Source organism: Cedecea neteri (genome assembly GCF_000758305.1).
GTDB classification, from domain to species: domain Bacteria; phylum Pseudomonadota; class Gammaproteobacteria; order Enterobacterales; family Enterobacteriaceae; genus Cedecea; species Cedecea neteri_C.
This window is the reverse complement of sequence record NZ_CP009458.1, coordinates 2582329-2603954: the sequence shown is the minus strand read 5'-3', so window position 1 is coordinate 2603954 and position 21626 is coordinate 2582329. Positions and strand designations below refer to the sequence as shown.

General features: G+C 56.3%; 22 protein-coding genes. 12 read left to right on the top strand and 10 right to left on the bottom strand.

The window, feature by feature from the left end:
• The first annotated feature begins 62 nt into the window (after positions 1-62).
• From dps to glnQ, 4 genes are all read left to right on the top strand, one after another.
• Entirely contained in the window at positions 63-566 is a 504-nt protein-coding gene (gene dps, locus LH23_RS12210) for a DNA starvation/stationary phase protection protein Dps (protein WP_016535541.1), read from the top strand.
• Between the two features lie 362 nt (positions 567-928).
• The gene (gene glnH / locus LH23_RS12205; RefSeq protein ID WP_008461028.1) at positions 929-1675 is read left to right on the top strand and encodes a glutamine ABC transporter substrate-binding protein GlnH; all 747 of its coding nucleotides are present in this window, start codon (positions 929-931) and stop codon (positions 1673-1675) included.
• A gap of 127 nt (positions 1676-1802) precedes the next feature.
• Positions 1803-2462, top strand: a complete 660-nt coding sequence (glnP, locus tag LH23_RS12200; RefSeq protein ID WP_008461026.1) for a glutamine ABC transporter permease GlnP — start codon at positions 1803-1805, stop codon at positions 2460-2462.
• Entirely contained in the window at positions 2459-3181 is a 723-nt protein-coding gene (gene glnQ / locus LH23_RS12195) for a glutamine ABC transporter ATP-binding protein GlnQ (protein WP_008461025.1), read from the top strand. Before glnP ends, glnQ begins: the two co-directional genes overlap by 4 nt.
• A 56-nt stretch (positions 3182-3237) precedes the next feature.
• Here the strand turns inward: glnQ and rlmF are convergent, their stop codons facing one another.
• Positions 3238-4179 carry a 23S rRNA (adenine(1618)-N(6))-methyltransferase RlmF gene (gene rlmF, locus LH23_RS12190; RefSeq protein WP_039291412.1) on the bottom strand — a complete coding sequence of 314 codons (942 nt, stop codon included), beginning with the start codon at positions 4177-4179 and terminating at the stop codon, positions 3238-3240.
• Between the two features lie 102 nt (positions 4180-4281).
• On the opposite strand from rlmF, the gene LH23_RS12185 reads away from it, so the two are divergent.
• From LH23_RS12185 to LH23_RS12165, 5 genes are all read left to right on the top strand, one after another.
• Positions 4282-4908, top strand: a complete 627-nt coding sequence (locus LH23_RS12185; protein WP_039291410.1) for a flavin reductase family protein — start codon at positions 4282-4284, stop codon at positions 4906-4908.
• 181 nt (positions 4909-5089) lie between these two features.
• The gene (gene bhsA, locus LH23_RS12180) at positions 5090-5347 is read left to right on the top strand and encodes a multiple stress resistance protein BhsA (protein ID WP_039291409.1); all 258 of its coding nucleotides are present in this window, start codon (positions 5090-5092) and stop codon (positions 5345-5347) included.
• A 192-nt stretch (positions 5348-5539) separates the two neighbouring features.
• Entirely contained in the window at positions 5540-6847 is a 1308-nt protein-coding gene (gene celB, locus LH23_RS12175; RefSeq protein ID WP_039291408.1) for a PTS cellobiose transporter subunit IIC, read from the top strand.
• Between the two features lie 6 nt (positions 6848-6853).
• Positions 6854-7822, top strand: a complete 969-nt coding sequence (locus LH23_RS12170; RefSeq protein WP_039291407.1) for a N(4)-(beta-N-acetylglucosaminyl)-L-asparaginase — start codon at positions 6854-6856, stop codon at positions 7820-7822.
• Positions 7819-9261 carry a leucyl aminopeptidase gene (locus LH23_RS12165; RefSeq protein WP_039291405.1) on the top strand — a complete coding sequence of 481 codons (1443 nt, stop codon included), beginning with the start codon at positions 7819-7821 and terminating at the stop codon, positions 9259-9261. The genes LH23_RS12170 and LH23_RS12165 overlap by 4 nt, the downstream gene beginning before the upstream one ends.
• Before the next feature lie 33 nt (positions 9262-9294).
• Here the strand turns inward: LH23_RS12165 and LH23_RS12160 are convergent, their stop codons facing one another.
• On the bottom strand, positions 9295-10128 hold the full coding sequence (locus LH23_RS12160; protein WP_039291404.1) for a helix-turn-helix domain-containing protein: 834 nt from the start codon (positions 10126-10128) through the stop codon (positions 9295-9297).
• 361 nt (positions 10129-10489) lie between these two features.
• Between LH23_RS12160 and ybiJ the strand changes: the two genes are divergently transcribed.
• Positions 10490-10750 carry a DUF1471 family protein YbiJ gene (ybiJ, locus tag LH23_RS12155; protein WP_008461011.1) on the top strand — a complete coding sequence of 87 codons (261 nt, stop codon included), beginning with the start codon at positions 10490-10492 and terminating at the stop codon, positions 10748-10750.
• A gap of 130 nt (positions 10751-10880) precedes the next feature.
• Here ybiJ and ybiB read toward each other — a convergent pair whose 3' ends face one another.
• The 6 genes from ybiB to LH23_RS12125 form a co-directional block, all read right to left on the bottom strand.
• Complete coding sequence (ybiB, locus tag LH23_RS12150; protein ID WP_039291403.1) at positions 10881-11843, bottom strand: DNA-binding protein YbiB; 963 nt, start codon at positions 11841-11843, stop codon at positions 10881-10883.
• 14 nt (positions 11844-11857) lie between these two features.
• Positions 11858-14017 carry an ATP-dependent DNA helicase DinG gene (dinG, locus tag LH23_RS12145; protein WP_039291398.1) on the bottom strand — a complete coding sequence of 720 codons (2160 nt, stop codon included), beginning with the start codon at positions 14015-14017 and terminating at the stop codon, positions 11858-11860.
• Between the two features lie 195 nt (positions 14018-14212).
• The gene (locus tag LH23_RS12140; RefSeq protein ID WP_039291397.1) at positions 14213-14611 is read right to left on the bottom strand and encodes a CesT family type III secretion system chaperone; all 399 of its coding nucleotides are present in this window, start codon (positions 14609-14611) and stop codon (positions 14213-14215) included.
• Positions 14612-14613: 2 nt separating this feature from the next.
• A complete protein-coding gene (locus tag LH23_RS12135) occupies positions 14614-15993 on the bottom strand; it encodes a hypothetical protein (protein ID WP_039291396.1) in 1380 nt (459 codons plus the stop codon).
• A 77-nt stretch (positions 15994-16070) separates the two neighbouring features.
• Positions 16071-16706: a XopG/HopH/AvrPtoH family type III secretion system effector gene (gene xopG, locus LH23_RS23085; RefSeq protein ID WP_052050207.1), complete on the bottom strand. Its 636-nt coding sequence runs from the start codon at positions 16704-16706 to the stop codon at positions 16071-16073.
• A gap of 20 nt (positions 16707-16726) precedes the next feature.
• Complete coding sequence (locus LH23_RS12125) at positions 16727-17209, bottom strand: CesT family type III secretion system chaperone (protein WP_039291395.1); 483 nt, start codon at positions 17207-17209, stop codon at positions 16727-16729.
• Between the two features lie 227 nt (positions 17210-17436).
• Between LH23_RS12125 and LH23_RS12120 the strand changes: the two genes are divergently transcribed.
• Positions 17437-18069, top strand: coding sequence for a response regulator transcription factor (locus LH23_RS12120; RefSeq protein WP_008461003.1), 633 nt, complete (start codon positions 17437-17439; stop codon positions 18067-18069).
• Here the strand turns inward: LH23_RS12120 and LH23_RS12115 are convergent.
• The gene (locus tag LH23_RS12115; protein WP_039291394.1) at positions 18047-19534 is read right to left on the bottom strand and encodes a histidine kinase; all 1488 of its coding nucleotides are present in this window, start codon (positions 19532-19534) and stop codon (positions 18047-18049) included. The two genes, LH23_RS12120 and LH23_RS12115, sit on opposite strands and share 23 nt — an antisense overlap.
• Before the next feature lie 45 nt (positions 19535-19579).
• Positions 19580-20173 (bottom strand): RNA polymerase sigma factor, encoded by a 594-nt coding sequence (locus LH23_RS12110; protein ID WP_039291392.1) that lies wholly within the window; start codon positions 20171-20173, stop codon positions 19580-19582.
• Between the two features lie 261 nt (positions 20174-20434).
• Between LH23_RS12110 and sctW the strand changes: the two genes are divergently transcribed.
• Positions 20435-21610 carry a type III secretion system gatekeeper subunit SctW gene (sctW, locus tag LH23_RS12105; protein ID WP_039291390.1) on the top strand — a complete coding sequence of 392 codons (1176 nt, stop codon included), beginning with the start codon at positions 20435-20437 and terminating at the stop codon, positions 21608-21610.
• Positions 21611-21626 lie beyond the last annotated feature (16 nt).

Below are 21626 nucleotides of genomic sequence, written 5' to 3'. Positions count from 1 at the left end.
TGTGGTGCTATACTTATTGCCGGTAATTCATTGGGACACCAACATCAAGAGGATGAAAGATTATGAGTACCGCTAAACTGGTAAAAACTAAATCTACAAACCTGCTATATACCCGCAATGATGTGAAAGACAGCGAGAAAAAAGCCACCATCGAGCTGCTGAATCGCCAGGTCGTCCAGTTCATCGACTTGTCGCTGATTACCAAACAGGCTCACTGGAATATGCGCGGGGCTAACTTTATTGCCGTACACGAAATGCTGGACGGCTTCCGCACGGCGCTGACCGAGCACCTGGACACCATGGCAGAACGTGCCGTGCAGCTTGGCGGCGTAGCGCTGGGCACCACTCAGGTGATCAACAGCAAAACCCCGCTGAAAAGCTACCCGCTGGATATTCACACCGTTCAGGAACACCTGAAAGAGCTGGCCGATCGCTATGCCATTGTGGCAAACGATGTGCGTAAAGCAGTTGGGGAAGCAAAAGACGAAGATACCGCAGATATTTTGACCGCTGCTTCCCGCGATCTGGACAAATTCCTGTGGTTCATTGAGTCCAATATCGAGTAATCAGAGCATTTTCCTATGGCTCCTCCTCCGCCCGGGGGCGGAGCCTGCACCAAAACAGCGCAGACCATCGATTAATTCATAGTCTAAAGTTAATCAAATGTAATAATCACCTCACACAATCGTTAACGAATGATTGTTTTGTCCACTGATTTCGCGGTAAAACTAACCCCTGCCCTGCCGGTCCATTTCGCGCACCAAAATGGTGCACCATAACGGTGCGTTATGACCCGCTTGCAACGCTCAATGTGCAATGTTAAATAATCACATCCTTGCAAAAACAGTAAGTTGCAAATTTGGCACGATTCTTTCATGAGTCGCCGCTGACGCAGGGGATCGCCCCGTGGATTAACAAAGGAAATGCTATGAAGTCGATTTTGAAAGTTTCACTGGCTGCACTTACCCTGGCTTTCGCTGTATCTTCCCATGCCGCAGATAAAAAACTGGTCGTTGCGACCGACACCGCGTTCGTTCCTTTTGAATTTAAACAAGGCGATCAGTATGTCGGCTTTGACGTGGATCTGTGGGCGGCTATCGCCAAAGAATTGAAGCTGGACTATACCCTGAAGCCAATGGACTTCAGCGGCATTATCCCTGCCCTGCAAACTAAAAACGTTGACCTGGCGCTGGCCGGGATCACCATCACCCCTGAGCGCGAAAAAGCGATCGACTTCTCCGACGGCTACTACAAAAGCGGCCTGCTGGTGATGGTCAAAGCCAATAACAACGACATCAAAAGCGTGAAAGATCTGGACGGTAAAGTGGTTGCTGTTAAAGGCGGCACCGGTTCCGTTGATTACGCAAAAGCTAACATCAAAACCAAAGACCTGCGTCAGTTCCCGAACATCGACAACGCCTACATGGAACTGGGCACCAACCGCGCTGACGCGGTTCTGCACGACACGCCAAACATCCTGTACTTCATCAAAACCGCCGGTAACGGTCAGTTCAAAGCCGTAGGTGAGTCTCTGGAAGCCCAGCAGTACGGTATCGCTCTGCCTAAAGGCAGCGACGAACTGCGCACCAAAATCAACGGCGCGCTGAAAACCCTGAAAGAGAACGGCACGTACAACGAAATCTACAAAAAATGGTTCGGTACCGAACCTAAATAATAATTCTAAGTATGAATAAGTTCTGAGGGGCGCCTTTCGCCCCTCTTATTATTAAACGCCTCTCACGCTGCCAGGCCCCGGCCTGAAAGCCCAAGAGGTGAATCACGGTAGACAACAGGAACACATCATGCAGTTTGACTGGAGCGCCATTTGGCCTGCAATTCCCATCTTGTTTGAAGGCGCTAAGATGACCCTATGGATTTCTATCCTGGGTCTTTGCGGCGGTTTAGTAATTGGTTTAGTGGCGGGCTTTGCTCGTACCTACGGCGGCTGGATTGCCAACCACGTAGCGCTTGTTTTCATCGAAGTGATTCGCGGCACGCCAATTGTGGTGCAGGTGATGTTTATCTACTTCGCCCTGCCGATGGCTTTTACCGATCTGCGTATCGATCCGTTCAGCGCGGCGGTCGTCACCATCATGATCAACTCCGGAGCCTACATCGCAGAAATCACCCGTGGTGCGGTGCTCTCTATTCATAAAGGGTTCCAGGAAGCGGGCCTTGCGCTTGGGCTATCAAAACGTGAAACCATCCGTCACGTCATTATGCCACTGGCACTGCGCCGTATGCTGCCGCCGCTGGGTAACCAGTGGATCATCAGCATCAAAGATACCTCGCTGTTCATCGTTATCGGTGTAGCAGAGCTGACTCGTCAGGGTCAGGAAATTATCGCCGGTAACTTCCGCGCGCTGGAGATTTGGAGCGCCGTTGCGGTCTTCTATCTGATTATTACTCTGGTGCTGAGCTTCGTGCTGCGTCGCCTTGAAAGAAGGATGAAAATCCTGTGATTGAATTTAAAAACGTTTCTAAGCACTTTGGCCAAACCCAGGTGCTGCACAATATTGACCTGAACATCAAACAGGGTGAAGTGGTGGTGATTATCGGGCCAAGCGGCTCCGGCAAATCGACCCTGCTGCGCTGCATCAACAAGCTGGAAGAGATCACCAGCGGTGACCTGATTGTTGACGGCCTGAAAGTGAATGATCCGAAGGTAGACGATCGCCTGATTCGTCAGGAAGCTGGCATGGTGTTCCAGCAGTTCTATCTGTTCCCGCACCTGACGGCGCTGGAAAACGTCGCCTTCGGTCCGATTCGCGTCCGCGGCATGAAAAAAGATGCGGCTGAGAAGCTGGCGAAAGAGCTGCTGGCGAAGGTTGGCCTGGCGGAACGCGCGCATCACTATCCGTCAGAGCTTTCTGGTGGCCAGCAACAGCGTGTGGCCATTGCCCGTGCCCTTGCAGTGAAGCCGAAAATGATGCTGTTTGATGAGCCAACCTCGGCCCTCGACCCGGAACTGCGTCATGAAGTGCTGAAAGTGATGCAGGACCTGGCCGAAGAAGGCATGACCATGGTTATCGTTACCCACGAAGTTGGCTTTGCCGCGAAAGTGGCTTCTCGCCTGATCTTTATCGACAAAGGTCGCGTGGCGGAAGACGGCAACCCGCAAGAACTTATCGACAACCCGCCGAGCCCGCGCCTGCGCGAGTTCCTGCAGCACGTCGCATAACGTTCTTCTCAGGCGGCAGGCCCGGTGCCTGCCGCCTGCTAACCCAACGGATTAACTTATTTCCCGCGAGTTTTCGCCCAGCGTGCACGCTGGGCATCATCCATAAAGCTCCAGGCGATGAAACGGCTCTGTTTTTGTCCCTGCGCCATCTCTTTTTTCACCACTTTCACCACGCCGTTTTCCTGCATCACGCGGTAGAGTGCAGGCAAGTTTTCGCCTTTTGAAACCAGCGACGTAAACCACAGCACCTGGCGGCCAAACGCTTTACTTTCTTTGATCATCTGGCTAACGAAGGCTACTTCGCCGCCCTCGCACCACAGCTCCTGCTCGCGACCGCCAAAGTTCAGCGCGGCCCCTGCGTCCTGGCCAAGATTGCGGCGCTTACGCTCGCTGCCGCTGCGTGCCGCCTCAACTGAATCGTGGAACGGCGGATTACATAGCGTGGCATCATAGGTTTCATTTTTGTGGATAATACCGTCCAGAATGCAGTCGGCATTTTTCTGGCGACGAAGGCGGATCATGCGGCTAAGCTCTGGATTGCCGTCTACAATTTGCTGCGCGCTGCGAAACGCATCGCCGTCCAGCTCGGAGCCGGTAAAACGCCAGCCGTATTCGTGCTGCCCGATGAGCGGATAAATGCAGTTCGCGCCGACGCCGACATCCAGGACGGAAGCCTGGGCAGGCACCACGCCGCCGTTGCCTTCCGCCAGCAGATCGGCCAGATGGTGAATATAATCCGCCCGTCCCGGCACCGGTGGGCAAAGGAACCCTTCGGGGATATCCCACTGCTTAACCTGATAAAAATGCGCCAACAGCGCCTGGTTCAGCGCCTTCACCGCCAGCGGATTTGCGAAATCAACGGTTGTGTCGCCGTGTGGCCCCGGGCGTAAAAACTCGGCCAGCGCCGGGCTGCTCGCGGTTAATGCGGCAAAGTCATAGCGGCTACGGTGACGGTTACGCGGATGCAAACCAGGCTTGGTGTCGGCAGGGGTTTTCATTGGGGGCTTCTCCTTGTGTGGGCGCGTAAGATACTCTGCTCTCCGCGTCGGGTAAATACATCGCTGACGATTTGACCTTTCCAACATGAATTCAGGTGCGTAATGAGTAAAAAACGTTATTACTACGAGCCCTCGGAAGGCCACGGTTTACCGCACGATCCGCTGAACGCCATTGTCGGGCCGCGCCCTATCGGCTGGATCTCCTCCTGCAACCTGCAGGGCCAGCGCAACCTCGCGCCCTACAGTTTCTTTAACTGCTTTAACTATCGTCCACCGATCATTGGTTTTTCCAGCACCGGCTGGAAAGACAGCGTCCAGAATATCCTCGACACCAAAGAATTCGTCTGGAACCTGGCCACGCGCCCGCTGGCAGAACGGATGAATGAAACCTCCGTCACGCTCCCCAGAGGAGAAGATGAGTTCCTGCGTGCTGGCCTGACTCCGATTGCAGGCACGAAGGTCAGCGCAAGTCTGGTGGCAGAAAGCCCGGTCAATTTTGAATGCCGCCTGTCGCAGTGTATTCGCCTGACCTCTGCCGACGGCGACGAGCTGAACAGCTGGCTGGTGCTGGGGGAAGTGGTTGCCGTGCACATCGATGAACACTTGCTCATCGACGGTATTTACCAGACCGCACTGGCTCAACCCGTGCTGCGGGCCGGAGGGCCAACCGCTTATTACACGGTTGATGAATCGCAGCGTTTTGACCTGGTTCGCCCCGACGCGCGCTAAACCAACAATATCAGCCACCTACATGTCTGTTTTTTGTCAGTTTTCGGTCAAGTTTTATCGTTCAAAAAACACGCACAAGTCCATCAATTTTTTGCGTCATTGTCTGTGCCAAGGGGAACTAGACTGTAATTGTCAGACAACAAAAAGGTGTTTTGCTCTCAACGCTCAAGAGGATGTAAAGATGAAAAAACTGCTGTATTTCTCTGCGGTTATCTCTCTTGCTGCACTGCCTTTTGCCTCCATGGCAGCCCAGGAAATGAGTGACGCAAACGTCGGACAGATGCAACCTATCGGCACCGTAACGGCCAAAGCAAGCAACCTTGACGATCTGCAGGCCAAACTGGCGGAAAAAGCCAAAGAACAGGGTGCAACCGGCTATGTGATTAACTCCGCCGGCGGCGATAACCGCCTGTACGGGACCGCCACTATCTACAAATAGTCCGCTTCCCAGCCAACATAATGCCCTGCTTTGCGGGGCATTTTTATTGCACTTTTCCTCTAAAATAATTTAAGTAATCATATGATACTTATGTGACTCATCTGTGAATTAACTCACTTTATTCGCCCCGAACAACCACTAAGGTAGAGGCACGCAAGAATTGTCTCTTGTGATTACTTACGGAGCGGTAAAATGAAAAACCTGATGGCCGCATTAGAAGCCCGGCTGATGCCCCTGGCTGCCAAAATGGCGCAACAGCGCCACCTCGGTGCCATTCGCGACGCCTATATCTCGTTCATGCCGTTTATTATCGTTGGTTCCATTCTGCTGGTGATCTCGTCCTTCCCAAGCACCCATTACCAGCAGTTTATGGCTTCAGTTTTTGGTGAGGGGTGGTCCGCCACCGTTGAGATCCCCTTTAACGCCATCTTCTCTACGATGGCGGTGTTTATCAGTTTTCTGGTGGCCTACCGGCTGGCAGAACGCTACAACATCGACAGAATGTCGTCGGGCATTTTGTCCCTCTCCTGCTTTCTGATCCTCACGCCTTTCGCTAAGCACCCGGACATCGGCAATATTATCCCAATGGAATGGCTGGGATCGAAGGGGCTGTTTGTGGCGATGTTAGGCGCGCTGGCAAGCACGGAGCTTTTTGCCTGGATGCTGCGCCAGAACTGGGTGATCAAAATGCCGGATGGCGTCCCACCGGCGGTGCAGAAATCCTTTGCTGCGCTCATTCCGTCGCTGCTGATTCTGATTATCGCGCTGGCGGTTCGCGTGCTGTTCGCCAAAACCGACTACCACACCATTCACCAGTTCGTGTATGAAGTGCTGGCGACGCCTATTCGCCACTTCGGCACCTCTTACATTGGCGCTCTGTTCACCTGCTTCAGCATCACCAGCCTGTGGTCGGTGGGCATTAACTCCGGCTCGATGGTCAACGGCATCCTTCGCCCCTTCTGGATGGAAAACCAAATGGATAACCTGGCCGCCACGCAGGCCGGGATGCCGCCGCCGCACGTAGTCACGGAACAGTTCTACGACATGATCTGGATGGGTGGCGCGGGCGCTACATTGTCTCTGGTGATTGCTATGCTGCTGTTTGCCCGCAGCCAGCACATCAAAAACGTTTCGCGCCTGGCCGTCGGCTCCTCCATCTTCAACATTAACGAGCCGGTGCTCTTTGGCCTGCCGGTCATCATGAACCCGGTCATGCTGATCCCGTTCAACCTTGTGCCGCTGGTGCTGGTCACCGTGCAGTACATCGCGATGTCCATCGGCATGGTAGCCACCACCACCGGGGTGTATATCCCCTGGACGCTGCCGCCGGTGTTAAGCGGATTTATCGTCACCGGCCACCTGAGCGGCGCGGTTATCCAGATAATCAACCTGTGCATCGGGGCGCTGATTTATATGCCGTTCCTGAAAGTGGTCGACCGGCAATATCGGGCCAATGAATCACCGGCTCAAGTGACTGAACGTAAACCCGCCACGGAGTAGTTAAACATGACGTTAGCAGCAAACTGGGGAACGATCGCCACCTGGCGTATGGCATGGGAAGGGATAGGCGAAGCCGCTGAACGCCTGCAGCAAGGCAGTTCGGCGAGCGATGCCGTCGTGCACGCGGTTAAATGCGTGGAAGATTATCCCTTCTATAAATCGGTCGGTTATGGCGGCCTGCCGAATGAGCAAGGCGAAGTCGAACTCGATGCAGCCTTTATGGACGGGACCAGCCTCGCGCTCGGTGCCGTCGCCGGGGTGAAAAACATCGCCAACCCGATTCTGGTGGCCAAAGCCCTGAGCGAAGAGCGGTTCAACAGTTTTATGGTCGGCCAGGGCGCCGAAGTCTGGGCTAAAGACCGGGGCTTCGAAAGAAAAACCATGCTGACCGAGCGTGCGTACAACCATTACCTGAAGCGTAAGCGAGAAACGCTGGATCGCGGCTTGAGCCCGTATACCGGGCACGACACAGTGGGCGTTATCGCCCTTGACGGCCAGAAACGAATGTCGGTCGCCACCTCCACCAGCGGCCTCTTTATGAAACGCCCTGGCCGGGTGGGCGACTCACCGGTCTCCGGCTCCGGCTTCTACGCCGACAGCGAAGTGGGTGCCGCGACGGCGACGGGCCTCGGGGAAGACCTGATGAAAGGCTGTATCAGCTATGAAATCGTCAGCCGCATGGCGCGCGGCATGTCGCCCCAGCGTGCGGCTGAGTCCGCCGTGTACGATCTTGAAGCCCGACTGATTGCCCGCTATGGCCGGGCAGGCGACCTGTCCGTCGTCTGCATGAATAACCGGGGCGAATACGGCGCGGCGACAACCATCGACAACTTCTCCTTCTCTGTTGCCACCCCGGCGCAACCCGCCCAGGTGTTTCTTACCGCCAGGGACGGCGACCGCACGGTCATCCGCCCGGCAGACAGCGAGTGGCTGGACGCCTACAAACAGCGCATCACTGCGGAGGTAATCCAATGAAATGTAGACTCGTTTCGCCCGATGCAGCCTTTAACAACGCCCATCTTATCTTGTGGGACACCTCGCTAAGCCGCTGGCCAAATGCGCTTCAGCCCTTGCTGGAAGAGATGTCTGCCCACGATGAGCCGCAAACAACCATCTTTGGTTTACAGGGTATTTGTGAGCGGCTGTCGCTGCTGCCTTCAGCAGAAATAGCTCAACCCGCCGTGCTTCGCCAGCTGCTTTCTGCCGTTGAAACGCTGTTGCCCTCCCCTGTTTTGCAGCCCGTTGCACTGGATCTTGCTGGCTTTAATCTGGCGGATGAAACCACGTTTATTCGCCTGCGCACGCTGCTAATTGCCCTTTTCAACCGCTTCTATCAGCTGCCGCAGCTGGGCTATCGCGAAGACGAGCGGCAAAGCAATGGCGAACTGTGGCTGATTACCGAACCCAACAATGCGCTGGCTCGCCGTCTGGCTTCCCAGGCCGAAGCCATCGCCCAGGGCATGCTGCTCTCTCGCCAGCTGGCGGATTTGCCCGCGCTGGATTGCCGCCCGCAGGATGTGGCACTGCAGGCAGAAACCTGGGCCAGCCAGCACCCGCAAACCCAGTGTGAGATTCTGGATGAGCAGGCTATTTTTGACCACGGCCTCGGCTGCCTGCACGCCACGGGTAAAGGCAGCGTCAACCCTCCCCGGCTGGTGACGCTACGCTGGCAGGGTGCTCACGAAGAATCGCCGGTATATGCTCTCATAGGGAAAGGGATCACCTTTGATACCGGCGGCATGTGGCTGAAAGAAGGCGAAGGCATGCGCACCATGAAATACGACATGTGCGGTGCGGCGGTGGTATTCGGCATGATGGAAACGGTGAAGCGCCTTAACCTGCCCATTAACGTCGTGGCCGTTATGGCGCTGGCGGAAAACATGCCCGGTAGCACAGCAATGATGCCGGGTGACGTCGTGCGCTCCCACGCAGGTGCCAGCGTGGAAATCATTAATACCGATGCCGAAGGCCGACTGGTTCTCGCCGACGCGCTCAGCTATGCCGCAGCACGTTTTAAGCCCGCCGAAATGATTGACGTTGCCACGCTGACCGGCGCGGTAGTCAAAGCGCTGGGCTACGATATTTCAGGGTTGATGAGTAACAATGAAGCCCTAAGCCAGCGCCTGCAGCAGGCGGGTAACCTGACCCAGGATCGCGTCTGGCCGCTGCCGCTGGACGAAAGCTTTGACGGCCAGGTCAAAAGTGCGATTGCCGACTACACCAACACGCCGCCCAACAACGCCGCCATTGCGGTATCCGCCGCCCAGTTCCTGAGTAAGTTCTGCCACCAGCGTCCGTGGGCGCATCTGGACGTCAGCGGTACCGCGCTGTCGCGAGGGAAATTCACCCAGGCCAGCGGCCGCCCCGCGCATTTGCTGACGCAGTATTTCCTGTCTCTGTGTGAGGGGAAATAGCGTTGCCATGAATTAAGCGCCCGAAGGGGCGCTCTAACGATTGGGATGATGAAGCTTCAACCACGCTTCGGGCGTCAGGTTTTTCAGCCGGCTGCGAATAATCCTTTTATTGAGCAGATCCTCAAACTCCAGCAGCACTGCCCCTAGCCCCAGCCGCTTATCAAAGCGCTCGCCGTTAAGTAGCGTCTCCAGCGGCTGCTGGTAGTTGCCCTGCCCGGCTTTTTCCAGCCAGTTCTCCTGCGCCGCCGCATGTAAAGGCACATCCAGCGCTCCGGCAAGCTTCTGCGTAAACGGGCAGGATTTCGCCGTTAAGGAAAGCACGGTCAGCGGCAACCCCTCCCGTAGAAAGCCCACCAACGGCTCAGGAACCTCTTCACTGCCGCGCTCACGTAGCGCAACGGCCATATACCCCGAGGTTCTTTCGCTGAACACCAGCAGTTCACCTTGCTTATGGCTAATGATTTCCGGCAGCGGGAAGCTATCCAGCACAATATGACCCGGCGTCTGGCTGAGCGTCGGTTTAGCCATGCGCGACTGCTGCCAGTTTTGCAGCATACGGCTGACACTAGCGCGGGAAATCCCCTGCTGAATCAGCAAACGAGCGGCTTCGAGAAGTTCATCCAGGGAAAGCGCCAGGCGCACGCGCAGAAACACCAGCATCGACTCCTGCTCGTGGCTTAATGCGCGATGAATGGTATTCGGTCGGTGAGATTTGTCGTAACAGTCGTCGCGTTTACGCCAGCGCCGAACGGTATCGACAGAAATGTTCAGCTCCTCCGCCAGCTCACCGTCCGTTTTCGCGGACTCCTGAATGTACTTTCGCGTACGCGGCGTTGTTGTGGCGTTGGAGTGCAGCTTTATCTCCATCGAACCTCATCCGTCGGGTTAAAAAGGAAAGACAACAGTATAAAAGCTTCCCCGCCAGCTTACTGCGCAAATCATCAACATCAGGCTGAAAAAGAGGCGCAAGCGATTGCTCATCAGGTAAGACCAGCGTTGACAAAAAGAGTAGCAAAATGTGCGCAAACTAAGTGTTTCCAGGGTTAACGTCACGCAGTGAAACTATTTACCCCGTAATCACTATTTATTTCAATACGTTATAACTAATTCAATTTTTTTGATTAAGGTCGTCAATTCTCTTCGATTTATTCTTCCGCAGAAAAGTGTGACCATAATCACATCGACGGAACAACGTCACCTTAACAGAACAACCTGCGAGAATTTAGCCATGAAAACCATCAAATATGCTGTAGCTGCAATTGCTCTTTCTACTCTGTCTTTCGGTGCTTTCGCTGCCCAATCCGTAAACGAAGCCCAGGCGCAAAACCTGAATAAAATTGGCGTTGTTTCCGCCACTGGCGCAACAACTCTGGACGGCCTGGAAGCAAAACTGGCCGCTAAAGCAGAAGCCGCCGGCGCAAGCTCTTACGCGATCACCTCTGCTAACACCGAAGGCCAAATGAGCGGCACCGCGGTTATCTACAAATAATCCCGCGCTCAAGTCATACCCTCATCAAGGCTGGTACCCTCATCGGCCTTGATTGCACTACCCTTGTTTAACCCTGATGTTACCCTTGTTTGCCCGCGATGCCTGTCGCGGGCTTTTTTTTGTTTAGTATTCAGAAAACTTCGGCAACCCGCGCCAGGCCGGCCTCAAGCGTTGCAGCCTCTCCGGTGGCAACCAGGCAACAGGCCATCTGAATTTTCAGCGACTGCGGCACCGGCTCAACGCCCGCCACGCAGCGCTCAATCCAGCGGGCGGTAACTTCAGGATCTTTGCCTGATGGCAGCGCAACACCTTCATGTTCGGCTTGCCGCTCGCTCACGATACGGGTGCCCTGCCCATCAATCAGCGTTATTTGCGGGCAGCGCAGCGGGTTGGCATACACTTCACCTTCCGTGCCGTGCATTAACAGCCCACGCCCGCCGATATCCGCAAAAAACTTCGCCACTTTCGGGACATATTCCGGGTGAGAAACGCTCGCCAAACGCAGCGCGGCATTCTCCTCAAACGGGGTGGCCAGTTTCGCCAGTGTGTGCGCGCTGTTACGCACGCCCATACGCCAGCGCATAGCCAGCTGATTTTCCATCGGCGGGCAAAGCGCGCCGATCGGCAGATAGACGGGATGATGAGATTCAAGCTTCGCCTGCGCCTGCCCGGCATGGCGGGTCGGCTCAATGCCCAGCAGCGTAAAAATAGTTTCCGTCAGCACTCGGGTGGGATCTTCACTCACGCCGTGAACCACAACGGGGTAGCCAAGTTTATTGAGCAAAAGCGCCAACAGCGGCGTGAGGTTAGCCTGCTTACGGGCGCCGTTATAGGAAGGAATGACAATCGGCATCGGCTTGCCAGAAGGCGGCGTGAGCGTAATGACATGCTGCTTCATCGCCTCATAAAAACCGAGCATCTCCGCTTCGCCTTCGCCCTTAATACGCAGGGCAATCAGCACCCCGCCCAGCTCAAGCTCAGGCACTTCGCCCTTCAGCATGTGGCTATACAGCCCTCGCGCGGTATCAAAATCGAGATCTCTGGCGTGGTTTTTCCCACGACCAATTTCTTTAATGATTTTGCGATAGTCCATTCAGACTCTCCTTGCTATTTCTTGCTCACACGTTTGCGCCGTACAGTGTGTTTCGGCGTCGTTATTATCACTTTTGCTTCCGGCGCGTCGGGCTGTTCAATCGGGAACACCGGCAGCGCGGCCAGCAGACGCTCGCCGTAGCGTTTACTCAGCAGGCGGCGGTCGTAAATGACTATCTCACCATAGCAGGCGTGGCTGCGAATTAAACGCCCAACTTGTTGAATCAGATTAAAAGAGGCGCTGGGTAAACTCTGCACTTCAAAAGGATAGCGGTTGAGGCTTTTCAGCCACTCCCCTTCGGTGACCACCACCGGGCTGTCTACCGGCGGGAAGGCAATCTTATGAATGTGCACCTGGGTCAGCAGCTCGCCTTTCAAATCCAGCCCCTCGGCAAAAGATTGCAGGCCAATCAGCACGCTGGTTTCCCCGGCCTGAACGCGCTGGCGATGCAGCTCCACCAGCCGGTAACGGGGCTGATCGCCCTGCACCAGCAGCATCAGCCGCAGATCGGTAACGTGGGTTAAAAACTGCTGCATGGCGCGGCCGCTGGCGAACAGCACCAGCATCGCTTTATGTTCGCCTTTCGCCAGCTGCGCCCTGAAGAAGGCGGCCATCTCGGCAATGTGCTGCGCCTCGTGCTCCATCAGCGGCTCAAAGCGCATTTTGGGGATAACGATTTTCCCCTGCTCAATATGGTTAAACGGCGAGTCCAGATGGATAAACCGGTCGCCCGCTTTCTCGCGCAGACCGCTCATCTCCTGCAGGCGGTCAAAGCGGTTGAGCGAGCGCAGCGTGGCGGATGTCACAATCACATGCGGCACTTTGCGCCACAGCATTTTCTCCAGCTGATCGCTGACGCGGATCCCCACGCAGTGGAAGAACAAATGCGGCTGCCCCTCGCGAACTTCGCGCGTCACCCACTTCGACACCGGCGCACCGGAGGCCTGCTCCATCGCCGCCAGCTTCCACAGCTTACTCTGCGCTTCAAAGAAGCCTAACGCCCGGTTCATTTGCAGCAGAGCCCGGTGCAAACGCACGATATCGTGGCTGGCCGTTTTTTCGCTAAGATCGTTAAGCAACGCTTCCGACAGGCCGCGCAGCGCCTCCATCAGTTTCGCGAGGCGCTGGCAAATCACCATGATCTCTTCGGGCAGGACGCCCATTTCAAAGCGGTGTTCGCCTTCCCGTTCCCCCGGCAGCCAAAGGCTAACGATCGCGTTAAACGACTGCAGCAGCTCGTACACTTCGTCGCAGTGATTGGTCAGGCGTTCCGGCACGGTCAGCGGCGGCGGGCTTTTGGGCCGGAACTGCGCCATGCAGGTTTCCACCAGCTTGCTGAACAGGTCGAGCTGCAGGCGGCTGTAGCCCGGCGTTATCTCCGCGCTCATTTCCAGCGCGTCACGGGCTACGTCCGCCAGATGATGGCCTTCGTCCAGCACCAGCAGCAGATTTTTCGCCTCCGGCAGCACCGCATCGCTTTCCAGCGCCGCCATCACCAGCGCGTGGTTAGCCACGACCACTTCCGCTTCGTCGATTTCCCGGCGCGCCACAAAGAACGGGCACTCTTTATACCAGTGGCAGTTTCGCCCCAGACAGCTGGCTTTATCGGTGCTTAGCCGCCGCCAGAGATCGTCGTCAATCGCCTCATCGGTGTGATCCCGCAGCCCATCCCATTTATAGCCGTCGAGGCTGGCTTTAAGTTTGGCGCAGCGCTGCTGTTCGGCTTTGCTGGTAGGCGACATCTCATCGTCCAGAAACGCCAGCAGATCGCCCTGCGTAAAATTGTCGGTCGCCAGAGCGGCCAGGTTGCGCGGGCACACATAACGCCCACGCCCAAAGGCGGCGGTAAACTTCAGGTCGGGAATGATTTTGCGCAGCAGCGGCAGGTCTTTGCTGTAAATCTGGTCCTGCAGCGCTACGTTGGCGGTGCTGACCACCAGGGTTTTCTGATCCCCTCTGGCAATAGCAATGCCGGGGATCAGGTAAGAGAGGGTTTTGCCGACGCCGGTCGGCGCTTCAATAGCCAGGTGCCGCCCTTCTTCACCGGCAAGGGTCTTCGCCACCTCGGCGATCATCTGCCGCTGAGGCGCTCGCGGAATAAAATCCGGGATCTGCTGCTGTAACGCCTTATACCAGGCACCGATTTGCGCTTTTTGCGCCGACGACAAAGCCATAACTTCACTTCTTTCTCTGAATAATTTAAGTCACAGAACGGCGTCTGTGGCCCGAATTATGACGAGATACTGTATAAACAGCCACTATTGTTTTACTTTTACTCCCCTGACCCTGCCGTTTTTTGCCTCTTCTGGGAGGTGCATTCAGAAAAACGTTTTAACCGCACAGGGGCGGCTAAAACGTGGAGACCGCTTTTACACTAACCACGCGGCCAGCTTTTCGGCCTGCTGCGCAAAACGGTTAAATAGCCGCTTCAGCACTTCCGGCTCCAGTTGATGGAACGGCAGGCTACTCCACTGCACAACCTGCTGCTGGTCGGGCAGCAGCCCGGTGAGCACCGGGGGATAATCCATCCCCAGCAAATTGGCCTGCAGCAGCACCGTGAGTGTGTCGGTGTCGCTAAGCCGGGTGGGCTGAACGGGCAACATGCAGCTCAGCAGCAGGTGCCCAACCGGAGATTCACTGATCTCCAGCGTCACGCCCTCGCCAAGCTCAACGGAATAGCCTTCTGCATTCTCAAGCTCAACTCTTTGCCCAAGCTCATCGGTCAACAGCGGCTGCAAAATTTGCGCTAATTTTGAAGGTGCGGGCATCGTTAGTTACCTATAATTCGCCGGAAAGCGGCAGTGACTGAGTTAGAGCGAGGCCGCGTCCGGGTCGGGGCTGGCGCGGTGCCATAGACATCAGGCGGGATAACAGGCGGCTCACGGTAAACCGGTCGGCTGGCCATCGGGTGCACAGGCGCGTGGGCGTGCATCGGCGGCGGGCCATAGCTGTAAACCGGTGCGGCGGCGGGCGGCGGGCCGTAGCTGTAAACCGGCGCGGCTGCAGGCGGCGGGCCGTAGTTGAACGCGGGGCCATGACCCGGCAGCGGAACCGTGCTGTACATTCCTCCCGGCGCGGGAGGCGGTGGGGCATAAATCGGCACCGGGGCCGGACGAATATCTACGGAGTTTGCCCGGCGGCGAGGCGCTGCGGGTGGGACTGCATTGGATGCCGTTCTCGGACGACGACCACGGGAAGACGATTCTGCGGCGAACGATTCCGTGCGCTGACGAGGCCTGTCGTTACTGGTGAACGTAGGCGCAGGCGTTCCACGCTGCTGCGCATCTACCGCCGCCTGCGGCCCGATCATTCGGGAGCGCATCTGCCCGACGGACAGCGACTGGTCAAAGTGCTGCACAACGCCGCGGCTGTCGGTGCCATTGTACTGAATCCCCAGGTTATTGGAGGCATGGCGCTGCACGTATCCTGGCCCCGCCACCACCGAGTCACGCAGTTTTTCAGGGCTGAGCTTGGCGAGTTTTGGCGCGGCCTTGCGGAACGCTTTATCCACTTCCGCCTGCGTCGCTTTCTCCCCACGCAGCAGCTTCTCGCGGACATCATCGTCCCTGTGGCCAACAGGATACGAATGCACTACGTCAAAAGTATCGCCAAATTTGGCGTCTTCTATTCGCATCGCCCGGCCAAATTCCGGCCAGGGGTCAGACACCACAGACCGCCCGTTTTCGCGCGGGTCGCCGATGATCACAAAGGCGTGGTCTACTGCGCGGTTATGCACCACGGATACGGGCTGTTTGACGCGGGAGTTCGCCAGCAATAGCGCATTCACCGCCGCCATTTCGCCGCAGTTGCCCGCCCGAAACTTAGAGGCCTCCCAGGCGCGCACGGTGTAGTCCCCGTTACCCGTTCCCTTCTGCGACAGAAGCGTTCGCTTATAGGATTCGGCCATCGTGGCGCGAACGTGGTTCTTTTGGTTGCCCGACCCCATGTCCAGAATGCGCCAGGTATCATCTATTGCCTTATTGGCGTAATAGAGCGCGTCCGCCCGGCGCGACGACACGTTCACGGTGCAATCGAAATGCTGAGTGTTATTAGGCTCCAGCGCGAGGCGCATGGAGACCCGTCGGTTTGAGTTACCGCTTATCAGGCCAGGATCGACCCGCAGGCTGGTATCAACGTTGTTTAACGGCATGATATCTCCCCACTTTAGTTGTTACGTCAACAGGTTATGTGGGGAGAGCGGCGCGGTGGTTCCTGCTGCGGAAGAATTTACCCTGCGGCGTACTGCCCGCGCAGCGGCAGACCGTGCTCCTGGCGAATACCGTTTTCGGACAGCGCTTCGCCTGCATACTTGCCGATGCCCACCGCGCGGGATTCCTCCTGCCCGGCCGGCGAGCCCGTATCGTAGCGGTCGGAAGTCCCTCCGGTGTATGTCCCTTTCATCATGCGGTAGCCGTGAACCAGCTCATGGGCAAGCGACACAAAAGCCAGCGAAGGATCGTCCAGCAGGCTTGGGCGGCCATGGGCGTCAATAGCCACGGACTGCCGCGGGTTCCAGTCGACGCTGACGCTGGTCCCCTCGCCTTTCTTACCGAGCGGCTGTTTTTGGGCTAATTGCGTCGCTTTTTTATTGTGCGCCTTATCGTATTCGCTGCCGGGGAGGTGAAACCGACGAACCTGAGAGTCGGTCAACACCGGGCGGGCAACCGTATTCGCCATCGCCGTCACCTTCACTTTAACGAACCGCCCCTGGGTGCTGAGATTACGCAGTTCATCCACCAGGCTTCGGCCATTGGGCCGGCTGAGCAGCTTATGCAAAGCGCTTTCGGCAGCGAGATAATCTTCCGGGCGGTGATATTCAATGGCGATATGTGGTGCAACATGACTGGCAGAAATCGTACTCATCTTTTCTCCTTGGTGGGGCGTTAACGTCGCAGCATCAGCGCTTCAATCTGGCGGCGCTGCAGCCGATCTTTTTCTGCCTCTGGCGTTGCCTGGCGCTCGCGCGGCGCGGCAGGCTGGCACCAGCGGCCAATCACCGACAGCGTCCAGCTCAAACGCTCCAACAAGGGAAGCAGCGTGTCGAGGTGCAGCTCGTCCAGCGGCAACGCCGCCCAGACGACCAGCTGCGCACGGTCTTTGTCGGCAGCAACGGTGATGGCCGGCCGCTGGTCAATGTTCAGATTGGCCTGTAACAGCTCGAGAAGCAGCGCCTCGCCGGGATTGTCCGGCAGCGCCAGCAGGCCCATCATTGCCAGCGTCAGGTTTTCCGTCAGCTCCAGGAAAACCTGCTGGCCGCCGTCGAGGGTTAACGAGTAGTAGCCCTGGGCGTTGAACACCATGCCGGGGGCATTCAGCTGTTTAAACAGCGGCTGGAGTTTGTGGTAAAGCTGCTCTGCAATCACCATGATTTCACCTGTCTCAGTGAGGAACATGGGGCGTAAGTGGCAGACAGACGGAGCGGGTTCCGGGGAGAACTTGTAACAAGCTGCAACCTTATCACCCCCGGCAAAGCTAGATTCGCCGCAGCGAGGCTGCTATGTTCATTTAACACGCGTCTTTGCAAATCGTGCGTGATAATTATTTTTATAAAAAAGAACGATTTAATAACTATAAATTATGGATGACAGACGGTATGGCAATCAGACTCCTCCTCGCGGACGATCACATTTTGATGCGCGAGGGACTGAAACAGATTTTTTCACTGGATAAGAAAATCAAAGTGGTGGCGGAAGCGGGCTGTGGCAAAACGGTGCTGTCGCTGCTGACGGAAATCGATGTTGATGTCCTGCTGCTGGATCTCTCCATGCCCGGCGACTCCGGGCCGGAGCTGGTACAGCAAATCACCCGCCTGTGGCCGATGCTGCCAGTGCTGGTGTTGAGCATGCACAACGAGCCGCAAATCGCCCAAATGGTCCTCGCCAGCGGCGCCCACGGGTTCATTACTAAAGATCAGGCTCCGCAAACGCTGCTGCACGCTATCCATCGCGTCGCCTCTCGCCAACGCTACATAGACCCTTCGCTGGCGGAAGCTATCGTCTTTTCAACTCAGGAAAACGACCAGCTTCGCCGCTACGCCACGCTATCCCAGCGCGAGAAGCAGATCCTCCGCCTGCTGAGCAGCGGCGAAAACATCAATGGCATCGCAGAAACGCTAAGCATCAGCAACAAAACGGTCAGCACCCACAAGACCCGGATGATGGAAAAAATGCAGTTCGACAACAACGCCGACATCATCAAGTTTGCTATTCGCTATCATAAACTTTAGCCGGAGCCGGCAGGGCATAAGGGATCTCGATATGCACACAGCTCCCTTTGCCCGGCGAACTGTGGATGTTAAACGTCCAACCTTTCATCATGCAGCGCTCCCGCATACTCAATAATCCAAAGGCCCCATCTGATACCTGGCCGGGGTCAAACCCTTGCCCGTCGTCATTAATACAAATCAGCACGACGTTGCCCCTTGTGAGCACCTTCACCTCCACTTCCCGCGCTTTGGCATGCCGCTGCACATTAGTGAGCGACTCCTGCACCACGCGAAAAATCGCGGTGACCTCATCGTCACACAGCGACACCGGCAGCGGCTGAATCGTCAGCGTACACACGCCGGAACGGTGCTTGTTGAACTGGTCCCGCAGCCAGATAAGCGCGGGCTTTAGCCCCATATTCAGCACCGCCGGGCGCAGCTGGGTGGCGATATCTCGCACCACTTTGATGGTGCCATCCACCAGTTGCGTGAGCGGTTCGACTTCATGCTGCAGCGCAGGATGGTTCTGACCCAGCAGAGAAATCCCCACCCGCAGCGAAGTCAGGTGCTGGCCCAACTCATCATGGATTTCCCGCGCCATATGTTTGCGTTCGTTTTCGACGCTACTTTGTAGTTTCTGGGTCATTTGCCGCAGCTGTTCGTGAGTCTGCCGCACCTGCTGTTCGGCAAAATATTGCCGGGAGGCAGGGCGAGCGATCACCAACACGGACTTTAGCGTCTGCTGCTGGGTAAATTCAGGAATAAAACGCGCCTGGTAAATCCTCGACACCCGCAAGTCGGACCGCACGCCGTGCAGCACGGCCTCCAGCTGAATATGCTTATTCAGCACCAGCTGCAACGACCAGCTGATCTGCTCCATCAGCGTCGAATCCCCGATAAGCGAATTTATCTTCAGCCCGATGGCCGCCGCGCTCTTGGGCATACACTGTAGCGCCGTTTCGTTGGCATAGAGCAGCCTCTGTTCACTGTCCACACGCAGAATCGCATCCGGCATATTGTCCAGAATGTCGCGAAGTTCGTTTTCACGATCGTAGTAAAAACGATGAATATCATTACGATAGCGAGTATCGCACACCACCATCATCACCCAGTTCTGCCGCTGAAACTCGAAGCGGCTCGGGCAAACTTCAACCGGGATAGCCTGCGTTGCCGCCTGAAACCGGGCGTTAATTTTATCGCCGTAAGGCGAATGTTCTGGCCGATCTAACTGCTGCTCAACCACCGCCAGCAGCGGCAGATCGCCATAGCCTCTCAGCCGGGTAAAAATATTTTCGCCCACCAGATGCCCGGCCCTTGCCTGGCCGGCATCTTCCGGCTGGCAAAGACTGAGCGCCTTGTGGTTGGCAAAAACAATATTGAAATCCCTGTCAACAATGAAAACCAGCTCGCGCATGCTATTGAAAGCGGCGCTCAGCAATGCCTGAGTATCATTGGGCCGTGGGTGCGGCCCGCCGTCTTGTTTCATAGAGTGTGATTCTTCTCGTTCAGGGAGTAACGAAGCACCGCTCGCTCAGTTCAGACTGTCCCACCCCAGATCCTGTTTCAAAGACTGCCGGAGGCGGGAAAGACGGGAACGCACGGTACCGATAGGAATAGTCATCCGGTCAGCCGCTTCCTGGTAGCTGATATCGTGATCAACGATCAGCTGTAATAATTGCTGATAATCTTCAGGGAGTTGCGCAATGCGCTGCAACACTTTCGACAGGATGTCCTTACCCTCAGTCACCCCTTCCGGCTGCTCCGAATGCAGCAGCGTACCGAGCACATCATCGTTTAACTCATCGTGCAGATAGCTCACTTTGACCGATTTATAGTGATTTTTCACCAGGTTTACCGCAATCCCGAACATCCAGGTTTCCGGGCGCGATGTGCCGCAAAACTTGTGCTTGTTACGGATCACCTCATACCAGGTGTTCTGCACAAGGTCTTCTATATCGGCAAAGTTTGCCACGCGTTTACGAATAAAATTATACAGCCGCTGTTCGTTGTCGCGCATCACGCGCTCCCAGTTAACCACCGGAAACTCGCCCTGCACAACGTTGGACTCAAAAGCAGACTGTGCATCCGGGAAAACCTGTGATTCGAAATCAAACATTGCTGACATAGTGAACACCTTTTATGGAATAGATTCAGGAGTTCGTCCTATAGCAAGTGCCATGCCAGCGAAAAACACCAAGTTAACATACTGATTATTAACGTTTAATTTTTACAAATCAGATTAATATGAGCAAAAACACACACAGCCAGAAAACGAGTTTGTGCAACTTTTTACACATCCCCAGCGGCGGAAATTTTTTATTTATCGGGGAACCGCCCCAGGCCTTAGCCCACACACTGACAGGCGAATCGGGTAAGGCACACCGCAATGAACATGAGAATCCCCCAGCACCACCATCACCATAATCTGCGTCTCGAAACCGAACAGGCGGACGCGCTGGTCGATGAGCTAATCAGCGACACTAACAACGACAAGAGCGCGGCGAGTAGTTCATCGTCCGCTACCCGTGCAGCACCCGCGCCGCAGCGGCCCGGTGCCGCCCAGGAGTCGATGGCATCGACCTTTGCGGAAAGCATCGAGCAGAAAATCAAACACGAGGAGCAACGCACGCAGGCCACCCAGCTGCGCCGTATCTCCGTGGCGGCTATCAAGGTCACTCACCTTGTGGAGCTGGGGAAACTGCTGGAAAGCCCGTCGGGGAAAGAGCAGGCCGAGCAGGAATCGGTTTTCGAACGGATGTTGTCGGGTGGCGACGGGAAGACCCCGACGTTGGATGATTTGCTCGAACAGGCCAATCACGACCCGGCCTCCGCATTTGTCACCCTCAGCCTGATGGCGATGCGTCTGCGCAACGGCAGCAATCCGGCGCTGGCGGCACGCGTCGAGCAAATGCTTGCCGACCTGCAACAGCAGCACCCGGAAAAAATTAACGCGGGGGTGAATACCGCCCCGGCGATTGCCGCGTTCAGTAGCGATCCGGCGCAGAAGCGCGAAATGCGCAAGCTCTATTACAGCGGCGTGATCAACCAGCAGTCCGCCGACAACATCATGGACGTGCTGCTGGACAAGTTTGGCGTCGACGGCTTCGTGCCCGCACTGCGCACATTACAGCGCGCGCTTTCCGATGACATCGCCGCGCTGGCCCCTTCCGCCCCGCCGACGGCCCTGCGCCGCCTGCTTTCCGGGCTGAACGACACCCGCGCAATTACGCACACGCTGTCGGAAGTCGCCCAGTTCCTCGACCGTCTGAAGAGCAAATATTCCCACGTCACGATGGGGGCCGATGTCATGACGCGCTCTTTGCTCAGCATGTGCCGCAACGGCTTCTATTCCCGCGACCTTACCCAGCTTGGACTGCAGGTGGTGGGTGAAAAACCCTTGCAGCAGTCGCTCTTTTTCAACGGTCTGCTGACGCTGCTTCAGGCGCTGCCGGAAAAAATTTGGGGCGGGAATGATGAAACCCGCAGCAACGCCCTGCTTCTGCTGCGCACCCTGAACGGCGAATACGCCGCGTGGGAAAAACGCAGCCAGCTGGCGCAGTAAACGGACTTCACCAGGA